General features: G+C 38.8%; 13 protein-coding genes. All 13 read left to right on the top strand.

All coding sequences use genetic code 11. From position 1 onward, the window contains the following. Positions 1–13: 13 nt before the first annotated feature. Positions 14–1,492 (top strand): NrfD/PsrC family molybdoenzyme membrane anchor subunit, encoded by a 1,479-nt coding sequence (gene nrfD, locus Q8M41_RS01180; protein ID WP_305363404.1) that lies wholly within the window; start codon positions 14–16, stop codon positions 1,490–1,492. Between the two features lie 2 nt (positions 1,493–1,494). Further along, positions 1,495–2,031 (top strand): DUF3341 domain-containing protein, encoded by a 537-nt coding sequence (locus tag Q8M41_RS01185; protein ID WP_305363405.1) that lies wholly within the window; start codon positions 1,495–1,497, stop codon positions 2,029–2,031. Beyond that, positions 2,024–2,608 carry a cytochrome c gene (locus Q8M41_RS01190; RefSeq protein ID WP_370870417.1) on the top strand — a complete coding sequence of 195 codons (585 nt, stop codon included), beginning with the start codon at positions 2,024–2,026 and terminating at the stop codon, positions 2,606–2,608. Before Q8M41_RS01185 ends, Q8M41_RS01190 begins: the two co-directional genes overlap by 8 nt. Before the next feature lie 17 nt (positions 2,609–2,625). Continuing rightward, positions 2,626–3,846, top strand: coding sequence for a quinol:cytochrome C oxidoreductase (locus tag Q8M41_RS01195; protein WP_305363406.1), 1,221 nt, complete (start codon positions 2,626–2,628; stop codon positions 3,844–3,846). Positions 3,847–3,886: 40 nt separating this feature from the next. After that, positions 3,887–5,215: a cytochrome c oxidase subunit II gene (locus Q8M41_RS01200; protein ID WP_305363407.1), complete on the top strand. Its 1,329-nt coding sequence runs from the start codon at positions 3,887–3,889 to the stop codon at positions 5,213–5,215. 2 nt (positions 5,216–5,217) lie between these two features. Beyond that, positions 5,218–7,125 (top strand): cbb3-type cytochrome c oxidase subunit I, encoded by a 1,908-nt coding sequence (locus Q8M41_RS01205; RefSeq protein ID WP_305363408.1) that lies wholly within the window; start codon positions 5,218–5,220, stop codon positions 7,123–7,125. Between the two features lie 224 nt (positions 7,126–7,349). Beyond that, entirely contained in the window at positions 7,350–8,237 is an 888-nt protein-coding gene (gene cyoE, locus Q8M41_RS01210) for a heme o synthase (RefSeq protein ID WP_305363409.1), read from the top strand. A 10-nt stretch (positions 8,238–8,247) separates the two neighbouring features. Continuing rightward, the gene (locus Q8M41_RS01215; RefSeq protein WP_305363410.1) at positions 8,248–8,823 is read left to right on the top strand and encodes a cytochrome c oxidase subunit 3; all 576 of its coding nucleotides are present in this window, start codon (positions 8,248–8,250) and stop codon (positions 8,821–8,823) included. A gap of 23 nt (positions 8,824–8,846) precedes the next feature. Beyond that, positions 8,847–9,536 carry a cytochrome c oxidase subunit 3 gene (locus tag Q8M41_RS01220; RefSeq protein WP_305363411.1) on the top strand — a complete coding sequence of 230 codons (690 nt, stop codon included), beginning with the start codon at positions 8,847–8,849 and terminating at the stop codon, positions 9,534–9,536. A gap of 21 nt (positions 9,537–9,557) precedes the next feature. Continuing rightward, entirely contained in the window at positions 9,558–9,899 is a 342-nt protein-coding gene (locus Q8M41_RS01225) for a cytochrome C oxidase subunit IV family protein (RefSeq protein WP_305363412.1), read from the top strand. Then, positions 9,899–10,606 (top strand): SCO family protein, encoded by a 708-nt coding sequence (locus Q8M41_RS01230; protein WP_305363413.1) that lies wholly within the window; start codon positions 9,899–9,901, stop codon positions 10,604–10,606. Before Q8M41_RS01225 ends, Q8M41_RS01230 begins: the two co-directional genes overlap by 1 nt. Before the next feature lie 32 nt (positions 10,607–10,638). Next, on the top strand, positions 10,639–11,178 hold the full coding sequence (locus Q8M41_RS01235; protein WP_305363414.1) for a DUF420 domain-containing protein: 540 nt from the start codon (positions 10,639–10,641) through the stop codon (positions 11,176–11,178). Positions 11,179–11,280: 102 nt separating this feature from the next. Next, entirely contained in the window at positions 11,281–11,556 is a 276-nt protein-coding gene (locus Q8M41_RS01240) for a hypothetical protein (protein WP_305363415.1), read from the top strand. The last annotated feature ends 36 nt before the right edge of the window (positions 11,557–11,592 follow it).

The following is an 11,592-nucleotide window of genomic DNA, read 5'->3' on the forward strand; positions in this document are numbered from 1 at the left end:
AATAAAAAAGAATATGTCATCTCATCACGAGTCTATACTTAGAGAACCCTTAGTAACCGGTGAAAATATTACCTATTCAAAGGTCACCGAAGATATATTGGTTCCTGTAGAAAATAAGCCAAATAAAGCCTGGTGGATTGGTTTCATTGTTTCCGCCCTTGGTGCTGGACTTTGGGTATTCTCTGTTAGCTGGACCTTCTGGTTTGGTATCGGCGAATGGGGTTTAAATAAAACAGTTGGATGGGCCTGGGATATTACCGGTTTCGTTTGGTGGGTAGGTATTGGTCATGCCGGTACCCTTATCTCGGCGGTATTGCTCCTGTTCCGACAGAACTGGCGAAATTCAATTAACCGTTCAGCAGAGGCAATGACCATTTTTGCCGTTATCTGTGCCGCTACCTATATTATTTCACACATGGGTCGTCCATGGTTGTTTACCTGGGCACTTCCGCTTCCAAATCAATTCGGATCATTATGGGTTAACTTTAACTCACCACTTGTATGGGACGTATTTGCAATCTCAACATATTTCTCGGTTTCATTGGTGTTCTGGTACACAGGATTACTTCCTGATATAGCAACCATCCGTGACCGGGCAGTGGGTACCCGTCGTCGTGTTTATTCTATTTTATCTTTCGGATGGAATGGTTCAGTAAAAACCTGGCAGCGTTTTGAGTTAGTATCACTGATATTAGCGGGTGTTTCTACTCCTCTGGTACTTTCAGTGCATACAATTGTATCCATGGACTTTGCAACTTCCCTGGTTCCGGGATGGCATACAACTATCTTCCCTCCATATTTCGTTGCAGGGGCGATCTTCTCTGGTTTTGCAATGGTTCAAACCTTATTGCTGATTACCCGTAAGGTAATGAACTTCGAAAACTACATTACCATGTTCCATATCGAATCGATGAATAAGATCATCATTCTTACAGGATCAATTGTGGGTGTAGCTTATTTAACAGAATTATTTATTGCCTGGTACTCAGGAGTTGAATATGAGCAGTATGCATTTTTGAACAGGGTGAGCGGACCATACTGGTGGGCTTACTGGATCATGATGACCTGTAACGTAATTTCTCCGCAATTGTTCTGGTTCAAAAAGATTCGTACCAGCATAGCCTTATCATGGATTTTATCGATCGTTGTGAATATTGGTATGTGGTTCGAGCGTTTTGTAATCATCGTCACTTCATTGCACCGTGATTACCTTCCATCAAGCTGGGTTATGTTTTACCCAAGCTGGGTTGATGTGGGCGTATTTATCGGATCTATAGGAGTATTCTTTACCTTATTCCTTCTTTTCCTTAGAGTATTTCCGGCTATTGCAATGGCAGAGGTTAAATTATTGCTGAAGAGTTCAAGTGATCAGGCTAAGAAGAAGTTGATTGCTGAGAAAGTTGTAGACAGCGGAGAGGCTGAGTACTACCTCGAATCTCTCGAAAAGTATGATAGTGTTTCTCCAAAAGTTGCTGAATTCCAAAAAGTTTAAAGATGAGTAATATAAAATATATTTTAGGTCATTTTGAGGATCCGGATGATCTGATGCACGGGATAGACAAACTGCAGGAGAATAGCGTAAGTATTTACGATGTTTATACTCCGATGCCAATCCACGGTATTGAGGATAAATTAGGAATTAAAAGATCAAGGCTGGGTAAAGTGGCATTTGGGTTCGGCTTGACCGGTACTATCACTGCTATCTCCATGATAACTTACATGCTTGTTATCGACTGGCCAATGAATATTGGTGGTAAACCACATTTTGCATTCCCTGATTTTATTCCAATCATGTTCGAATTAACCGTATTGTTTGCAGCTTTCGGAATGGTAGGAACTTATTTCTTTGCAAATCACCTGGCTCCTGGTCGTGCTCCCAGAGTAATGGACCTTAGAGCAACTAACGATAGATTTGTGATTGCGATTGATGCAAGAACAAATACCTCGCATGATCAAATAGATAACATTTTAAAAGAAGCAGGTGCTGTTGAAATTAAGCACAACGAAAGGAAATATGTTAGTTATGAATAAGCGCCTAATAATTTGTACCGCTTTTTTAACTGTAGCCGCTGTTACGGTTATTTCTTCCTGTTCAAATAATAGAAGTACGGGACTTGAATTTGCCCGTAATATGTATGATCCTATTGGTTACAATCCGGATCAGCCAAATAAGAACTTTAAGGACGGTAAAACTGCTCAGAATCCGCCAGCCGGTACAATGCCAGTGGGATTTGACAAATATGATGTTTATCCTAATACACTTGAAGGCTATCAGGCAGCAAGTGCAGGGATGGCAAATCCACTTCCGGTAAGTGTAGCCACTCTTGAGCAGGGAAAAACATTGTATTTAAACATGTGTTCTCATTGTCATGGTCTTGAAGGAAAGGGTGATGGTTCTATCGTTAAACTTGGTAAATTTCCTGCTCCTCCTTCATATTCAACCGGAAACTCTTCAAGAGGTGGTACTATGAAGGATCTTACAGATGGTAAAATTTATCATACGATCACACACGGTGTTAACCTGATGGGGCCACACAAATCTCAATTATCTCCGGAGCAACGGTGGAAAATTGTTATGTACGTTCACGAATTACAAAAATTACAATAGTCAATTGCTAAAACCAGATGGGAAATCATAATCATACTCATAATTTCACGGAACAATTTACATTTTCTGGAAAATTAAAAACCTGGACCTTAATAGCAATAGTGGTTGGAATTCTTGCTACAGCTTTTGGTTTACTAACAGGTCAGCAGGAACGTACTTTCGCTAACCTGCTTTTAATGGCCTATTACTTTACCTGTGTTTGCGCAACGGGTTTATTCTTTCTGGCATTGCAGTATGTTGCACAGGCAGGATGGGCAACCGGTTTGTTAAGGATACCGCAGGCAATGTCAAGGGTGCTTCCTATTGCATCTCTTGTATTGTTTGCAGTGTGTGCAGCAGGTTTATTAACTCATAATTTATATCATCACTGGAATGGTGAGGGTCTGACAGATCCTTCCAGCCCAAATTATGATAAACTGATTGCCGGAAAAGCAAGTTTCCTGAATGTACCTTTCTTTTTAACCAGACTGGCAGTATTTCTTGGAGCATACAGCTTCTTTGCATGGTTGTTTGCAAAATATACCAAAGCACAGGAGTTAGAAGGCGGACTTGTTTATCACGATAAAAACTTTAAGTGGTCGGCTATATTCCTGATTGTTTTTGGATTCACTACTCCAATCTGGGCCTTTGATACCATTATGTCGTTGGAGGCTCATTGGTTCTCAACAATGTTCGGTTGGTATAACTTCGCAGCAATGTGGGTTAGTGGACTTTGTGTGATTACACTGATAGTTATCTTTATGAAGAAGGCAGGCTATCTAACCTGGATCAATGAAAACCATTTACATGATCTTGGTAAATTTATATTTGCATTCTCCATTTTCTGGACTTATATATGGTTCTCTCAGTTCGTTCTTATCTATTATGCCAACATGCCTGAGGAAACTGTTTACTTTTATAAGCGCTGGGAGCCTGAGTATCTTCCATGGTTCTGGTTGAATATCATTATTAACTTTGCTGCACCATTACTGATCCTGATGTCAAGAAATTCCAAGCGCCAAATGAATACATTAATGTTCGTGTGTATCCTGCTTTTATGTGGTCATTGGTTGGATTATTACATGATGATCATGCCAGGAACAGTTGAGTCTCACAGAGGATTTGGTATAATTGAGATTGGAATTGCGATTGGTTTTGTAGGGCTTTTCACATTCCTTACACTTAACCAGTTAACTAAGCGGTCATTGGTGACAACAAATCATCCTTTCCTACAGGAAAGTATCAATCACCAGATATAAACACAGTTCTTAATAGCTTAAAGAAAATAGTACGAATAAAATGAGGTTAAGAGAAATTTTTAATATCAGGACTGTAGCTGCATTACTAGTAATATGCACTCTTACTGTAACTAACAGTGCAACATACGCGCAGGTTCAGGATTCTACGATCAGTTCAACAACTGCAGCAATTGATACAGCCGTAAAAGCTGCTTCAACTGAACTGACCCCATCATCTGCTCCTTTGATCAGTACCGCTGTTGATACTGTAGCAAGGTATAAGAATATGCAGCCAATCGCTGAAACAAAGGATTATTCAGAATCCTACAAATCAGCTACTTATTATGTTTTAATGTTTTTCCTTCTATGTGTATTTATTGCAATAATTGGAAAGATATTAAAGGTATATGAACTGAGCCGTGAGATGCAGGGTGTAAAATCAAGCCTTAATGCCCGTAGGATTCAGGGTGTTTTCCTTGGGATCTTTTTGATTTTAGGTATTTATGGTGTTTACTGGTCTTATGCAGTTCAGGGGCCAATGAGTATGCATGAATCAGCTTCTGAGCATGGTCTGGATATCGACTTCATGTTTAATACAACCTTAATTTTAACTACGATTGTATTTATTTTAACTCATATTGCTCTATTTGGCTTCTCATTTAAGTATAGAGGATCTGAAAATAGAAAGGCATATTTCTATCCGCATAATAATGCGCTTGAAAGGATATGGACTATTATTCCAGCCATAGTTTTAACTGTTCTGGTATTACTGGGATTCTTTACCTGGAGAGGTATTACCAATGTTTCTCCGGAAGATCAGAAGAAAGCGATCAATATTGAGGTTACCGGTGAGCAGTTCAAATGGAGCCTTCGTTATGCGGGTGCTGATAACCAGGTTGGAAACCGTAACTACAAATTGACTACACCAACCAACGGACTTGGAATAGATTTCAAAGATCAGAAGAGTTGGGATGACAAACTTACGAGTGAGATTGTAATTCCTGTAAATAAGGCGGTTCGCGTAATCATTAATTCTAAAGATGTTTTACACAGTTTCTATCTTCCTGACTTTAGGGTGCAGATGAATGCTGTACCGGGAATGCCTACTTCATTCCAGTTTACACCCCGCCTTACCACTGCTCAGATGAGAGAGAAGAGAAATAATCCGAAATATGATTATGTTCTTCTTTGTGCCAAGATTTGTGGTGCAGGACATTATAATATGCAGGCTAAAGTAACAGTGGTTTCTGAAGCGGAATACGCTACATGGCTTGCTAAACAGCCTTTATATTATAATGATGATGTTAAAAAAGAACTTCAGCTGGCTGAGAATACCAAAACTGAAGAAGTCAACAAAATAGCTTTAAATACAAATACTATTAGAAACTAATTATGGCAAGCACTGCAATACACGATTCAGCCGTACTTCACCAACACGACGATCACGGTCACGATCAAGGACATCATAAGGAAACATTTATTACTAAATATATCTTTAGTCAGGATCATAAAATGATCGCCAAGCAATTCCTGATCACAGGCATATTAATGGCAGTTGTTGCTATGATTCTATCTATCCTTTTCAGGTTGCAATTAGCATGGCCTGATGAGAGCTTTCCATTATTGGAAACATTCCTTGGCGAAAAATGGGCTGAAGGTGGTAGAATAAAACCCGATTTTTATCTTGCAATTGTAACCATACACGGTACCATGATGGTATTCTTTGTATTGACTGCAGGATTAAGCGGTACTTTCAGTAACCTTCTTATTCCTCTTCAATTGGGAGCAAGGGATATGGCTTCACCATTCCTGAATATGATCTCTTACTGGTTGTTTTTTGTTTCCTGTGTGATCATGATGTGTTCTTTCTTTGTAGAAAGCGGACCTGCAAGTTCAGGATGGACTGTTTACCCTCCTTTGTCTGCCTTGCCGAAAGCAATTAGTGGTTCTGGTACTGGTATGACACTTTGGTTAATCAGTATGGTATTATTCGTTGCATCAGCCCTTATCGGAGCATTGAACTATATCTCAACAATTCTGAATATGCGTACCAAAGGTATGGATATGTGGAAAATGCCATTAACGATCTGGGCTTTCTTCCTTACTGCTATAGTAGGTGTATTGTCTTTCCCGGTGTTAGTTTCAGCAGTTGTACTATTAATCTTTGATAGGAGTTTCGGCACCAGTTTTTATCTTTCTGATATTGTTGTTGCTGGACAAATTCTTCCAAATCAGGGGGGTAGTCCAGTTTTATGGCAGCACTTATTCTGGTTCCTGGGTCACCCAGAGGTATATATTGTAATTATGCCTGCATTGGGCATCACTTCAGAGGTAATTGCTACGAATTCCAGAAAGCCAATCTTTGGCTACCATGCGATGGTTTATTCCTTAATTGGTATTACCGTGTTGTCGTTCATCGTTTGGGGACATCATATGTTCGTAACGGGTATGAACCCATTCCTTGGAGGTGTATTCATGATTACGACCTTAATAATTGCAGTGCCTTCAGCAGTAAAGACTTTTAATTACCTGGCAACCATCTGGCGTGGAAATCTACGCTTTACTCCAGCGATGTTATTTGCTATTGGTCTGGTTTCTTTTTTTATCTCCGGTGGACTTACCGGTTTATTTTTAGGAAATGCCGCTTTGGATATCAATCTGCATGATACCTATTTCGTTGTAGCTCACTTTCACCTTGTAATGGGTTGTGCGGCAATCTTCGGTATGCTTTGTGGTGTTTATCACTGGTATCCTAAAATGTTCGGTCGTTTGCTGGACGAGCGTCTGGGTTATATTCACTTCTGGTTTACCTTTATTGGGGCTTATCTGGTATTCTTCCCTATGCACTTTATGGGTATTGATGGTGTGCCTCGTCGTTACTATGCTTTCACAGAGTTTGCATTTATGCAAGAATGGTTAACAGTGAACGTGTTTATAACATGGGCAGCAATTATTTCTGCACTAGCTCAGGTTGCCTTCCTTTGGAATTTCTTCTATTCTATTTTTTACGGAAAGAAGTCACCACAAAACCCTTGGGATTCAAATACACTTGAATGGACTGCACCGGTAGAGCACCTGCACGGAAACTGGCCTGGAGAAATTCCTTCGGTACATCGCTGGCCATATGATTACAGTAAGCCTGGTCACCATACTGACTTTATTCCTCAAACTACTCCTTTTTCTGAGACAATGAGCTCCAATCTGCTCCATGATTTTGAAGGAAACCCTGAATCTGAGCATATTCAGCAGGAATGGGATAAGGAACATGCATCGGAGCGGCATAATCCTGAACAGGTTTAAAAAAATTAGGTTAATAGTTTAAGCAGGCGATATCTTGATATCGCCTGCTTACTATAATGAATATTCTTTCTGCTATTTCCGCAGAGAAATTACAACGAATGTATCCTTTTTCAAAAGAGGTTTCTGTCGTTAGAATTATCTTAAAATCGACTCTTTTTTTGAAAATCTGAGTTGTATTTTAAAATTGTCGGCAATTGATATGAAACAGTGAAACAGAAAATATAGTGAGGAATTTTATATCCGACTTCAATAAATTAATTAAACTAAGGCTGACCCTTACCGTGGTCTTTTCTGCTTCTGTCTGTTTTTTGATGGGTAGCAGATTTCAGGGTGATATTAATTGGATCAACTGGATTATTCTGACACTTGGAGGATTTCTGGTCACAGGCGCGGCAAATGGATTTAATGAGATCATTGAAAAGGATCTGGATAAATTAATGAAAAGAACAATGGACAGACCGATTCCATCCGGAAAAATGACCACAGGTCAGGCTCTTGTTCTCAGCCTGATTATGGGAATTTCTGGTACATATCTTTTGGTTAGTCTTAATTTCCCCACCGGTGTACTCGCGGTTTTTTCGATATTTCTGTATGCATTTGTTTATACCCCAATGAAACGGAAATCGCCAATCGCAGTTTTTATTGGTGCATTCCCTGGTGCATTCCCTCCTTTAATCGGGTATTTTGCGGCCTTTAATGAACCTCAAATATCCTGGATACCGATTATTTTGTTTTTGATTCAGTTCGTCTGGCAATTTCCTCATTTCTGGGCAATAGCCTGGGTTCTTGATGAAGACTATAAAAGGGCAGGCTTCCGATTACTTCCAAGTACTAAACAGGATAAGACAAGCGCAATGGTCACTCTTTTTTCTACAATCATCCTGATTCCGGTGAGTTTAATGCCAACAGTATATTTAATGCCTTCGGGGCAAGCTTTTGGAGGTGTTATTTATATGGTTGTTGCCTTGCTGGCAGGGCTGTTTTTTGTTTGGCAGGCAGTTCAGCTTTATAGTAAGAGAGATGTAGCATCTGCTAAGAAGCTTATGTATACCTCTTTTATTTATCTTCCTATAATGCAATTAACCCTGTTATTTGACTTCATAGTAAAATAATTTTATCGAAATGGAAAATTTACAAGTTGAGGATAGGTTGAATTTAAAAGCTAAGAAATTTTTAATGTGGCTATTTATTATTGCTTCTTTTATGATGTTTGCCGCATTGACCAGTGGTTTTATCGTCTACACTGAAGGAAATGCAGAGCGCGGAATAAAAGTATTACTTCCCAGAGCATTTATGTACAGCTCTGTGATTATCATACTTAGCAGTGTCACAGCTCATATGGCCTATCTGTCTGCCAACAGCTTGCAATTGGGTAAGCAAAAACTGTATATTCTGTTAACGATTTTGCTGGGTGTTGCATTTTTCTACAGTCAGTTCCAGGCATGGCAAGCCTTGTATAATTCAGGTGCTTATTTCGTGAATTATAATGCTTCTCAATCCTTTATTTATGTGTTTAGTGGTGCTCATTTATTGCACGTAATTGTAGGACTATTTTTTCTAATTTATGCGCTGATAGGGGCGATACGCACAATTCCTCAGGTCCGGAATGTGTTCCGAATGGAAGTCGCTTCCATTTTTTGGCATTTTCTTGATATCCTATGGATTTATCTATATGTTTTCTTACTTTTGAATCAATAATAACTCAATATACCATTGTTTAAATGAACACTACTGTATCAAAATTAGATGAAATAAGAACTGACGCCTGGAGCGGCGGGAAGTCGCCTTTTGCTGTAGAATACGGAAAACTCATGATGTGGTTTTTCCTTTTGTCAGATGCATTTACTTTTTCGGCATTTCTGATCTATTACGGAGCTCAACGCTTCAGTAAAATTAGCTGGCCTGATCCTGATGTAGTATTTCAGTCGATACCCGGGATAACCGATCATGGCTACCCATTGGTGTTTGTAGGTATTATGACATTTATTTTGATCATGAGTTCAGTAACCATGGTACTTGCAGTTGAGGCAGGACATCGTAACTCTAAAAAGGAGGTTGTATGGTGGATGATCGGTACTATCATCGGCGGATTAATGTTCCTTGGTTGTCAGGCATTGGAGTGGTCACATTTACACCATGAAGGTTATTGGTGGGGAAGTTTTCCTGCATCTTATACCGGGGTAGATACAGTCGGGGCCCTGCAATTTGCGAACCTGTTCTTTACAATCACCGGTTTCCATGGGTTCCACGTGTTTACCGGAGTATTGATAAATATTATTATTCTGCTAATGGTTCTCGCAAATGTTTTCCAAAAAAGTGGCAGCTACCTGATGGTTGAGAAGGTTGGTTTATACTGGCACTTTGTAGACCTTGTATGGGTATTCGTATTTACATTTTTCTATTTAGTTTAAAATCCTGATAATCGATATAAAATGTCAGCAGAACACACACATGATGAACATGCTTCTGAGCATGAAGGAATGACCAAGAAAAAAATCTGGCAGGTTTTCTTTTACCTTTTGGGTATTACAGCTATAGAATTTTTCATTGCACTTTACCTGCTTCCTAAGGGTATTGTAGGGCACGGTATTGGTAATTTCGCCTACATAGTTCTTACACTGGTGAAAGCCTTTTACATTGTAGCCTATTTTATGCACCTGAAATTCGAAAAATTTGCACTTAAAACAGGTATTACTGTTTCATTGGTGTTTATTATCTATTTCATTGTACTTATGCTTATTGAAGGGAACTACCAGTTCATTCATATGAATTAATGAGCTTACCCTCTTTTCCTGTAAAGAAAATTCTGATTCTGCTGATATTATTGGCAGTACCCGGCACTTTATATTACCTGTTAAAAGAGAAAGGGCAGAACCGTTATCGCCCCCTGAACATATATGGGGAGAAAAAGGTAGCTTCAACGTTTCATACCAAACGTGGTAAGCAGATTCCGGATACAATTTATCATGTTATCCGGGATTTCAGCCTTTTGAACCAAAATTCAGACACCATTAAATTCCCTGCAGATAGTAATCAAATTACTGTTGTTAGCTTTTTTTATACCCGCTGCACACTCTTGTGCAGGGATATGAATAAGGATTTAGCAAGGGTGGCAAAAATGTACAATAACAATCGTTTGATGCGCTTTATTTCTATTAGCGTTGACCCTGATTACGACAGCCCTGCGGTACTCGCTGAATACAGTAAGCCATATATTTCAGAAAATAAAAAATGGGATTTTTTAACCGGTGATAAGGATTTGATTTATTCGCTTGCAAAAACGGATTTTATGGTAGATGCCATTGCCGATACCACCGGAAAGGCAAGCATTATCCACAGTCCTATGCTTATTCTGATTGACCCCCAAAAGCGGATAAGAGGATATTATGATTCAAGCCTGGGACATGAGCAGGTTACCTTATTGAGTGATGAAATTAAATTATTGATCACAGAAGAGCTCAGAAGTATTAAAATACGCTAAACTAACACCTACTGTTTTTTAAATAGTATTTTATGAATGATAAACTGATTTCAAGAATTATTACAGCGGTATCAATTATTGTTCTGATCGTTGTTGTGATTTTACAGAGTAAGATTTTAACTATTTTCCCTCAAAAAGAGTTGATTCCATCCTGGGTATTTTCACTCCCTTTAATAAATGCTGTAATCAATGGTAGCTGCAGTATTCTTTTGCTTCTGTCACTTTATTTCATCAAAAGAAAAAATATTAAGGCCCATAAGAACCTGAATATCCTCACGTTTATTCTTTCCTCCCTTTTTCTTGTGTCTTACATAATATTCCATGCAACTGGTATAAAAACCACTTATGGAGGAGTAGGCCCCATCCGGACCGTCTATTATATTATTCTTATTACTCATATTATTCTGGCGGCTATTGTTTTACCCCTTGTATTATTCAGTTTTCAGAAGGGTTTACAAATGAAGGTTGAGGAGCACAGGAAACTGGTGCGCTGGACATATCCGATTTGGTTATATGTTACTGTTAGCGGCGTTATTGTATATCTGATGATCTCGCCTTATTATTCTTTTTAGATCGGGCCAAAAATGGCTTGATTTAATCAGCAGACTGTAAACTTAACTTTGAATACAATCGTATCATTATTAAAATTCTCGCAATTGGCGTATCTTTACATTATGAAAAGGCTAAGAATAGCAATTATTGGTTTCATCCTGATATTTTCATGTCTGAGTTCCGCTGAAGTTTCAGCACAGTGTTCAATGTGCACATTAAATGCCGAAAATTCTGTTAAGAATGGGAATACAGAAGGCAAAGGGCTGAATAATGGTATCTTATATCTTTTAGCTGCACCTTATCTGGCCATTGCCGGTGTTGGGTTTCTTTGGTATAAGAAGTACAGACGTAAAAATGTCAATTTAAATATTAAGGATAGTAAGATTAATCTGAATTAAGCCCCGCTTGATTTCCATTAATTTTCTGATCTCTTA

Source organism: Daejeonella sp., assembly GCF_030684675.1.
Taxonomy (GTDB): Bacteria; Bacteroidota; Bacteroidia; order Sphingobacteriales; family Sphingobacteriaceae; genus Daejeonella.

What these genes read in the sequence shown, in the direction of transcription:
- Q8M41_RS01200 (WP_305363407.1), top strand. Translation starts at nt 3,887, where the DNA reads ATGAGGTTAAGAGAAATTTTTAATATCAGGACTGTAGCTGCATTACTA.
- Q8M41_RS01235 (WP_305363414.1), top strand. Translation starts at nt 10,639, where the DNA reads ATGAATGATAAACTGATTTCAAGAATTATTACAGCGGTATCAATTATT.
- Q8M41_RS01220 (WP_305363411.1), top strand. Translation starts at nt 8,847, where the DNA reads ATGAACACTACTGTATCAAAATTAGATGAAATAAGAACTGACGCCTGG.
- Q8M41_RS01195 (WP_305363406.1), top strand. Translation starts at nt 2,626, where the DNA reads ATGGGAAATCATAATCATACTCATAATTTCACGGAACAATTTACATTT.
- Q8M41_RS01215 (WP_305363410.1), top strand. Translation starts at nt 8,248, where the DNA reads ATGGAAAATTTACAAGTTGAGGATAGGTTGAATTTAAAAGCTAAGAAA.
- Q8M41_RS01225 (WP_305363412.1), top strand. Translation starts at nt 9,558, where the DNA reads ATGTCAGCAGAACACACACATGATGAACATGCTTCTGAGCATGAAGGA.
- Q8M41_RS01185 (WP_305363405.1), top strand. Translation starts at nt 1,495, where the DNA reads ATGAGTAATATAAAATATATTTTAGGTCATTTTGAGGATCCGGATGAT.
- nrfD (WP_305363404.1), top strand. Translation starts at nt 14, where the DNA reads ATGTCATCTCATCACGAGTCTATACTTAGAGAACCCTTAGTAACCGGT.
- Q8M41_RS01240 (WP_305363415.1), top strand. Translation starts at nt 11,281, where the DNA reads ATGAAAAGGCTAAGAATAGCAATTATTGGTTTCATCCTGATATTTTCA.
- Q8M41_RS01190 (WP_370870417.1), top strand. Translation starts at nt 2,024, where the DNA reads ATGAATAAGCGCCTAATAATTTGTACCGCTTTTTTAACTGTAGCCGCT.
- Q8M41_RS01205 (WP_305363408.1), top strand. Translation starts at nt 5,218, where the DNA reads ATGGCAAGCACTGCAATACACGATTCAGCCGTACTTCACCAACACGAC.
- Q8M41_RS01230 (WP_305363413.1), top strand. Translation starts at nt 9,899, where the DNA reads ATGAGCTTACCCTCTTTTCCTGTAAAGAAAATTCTGATTCTGCTGATA.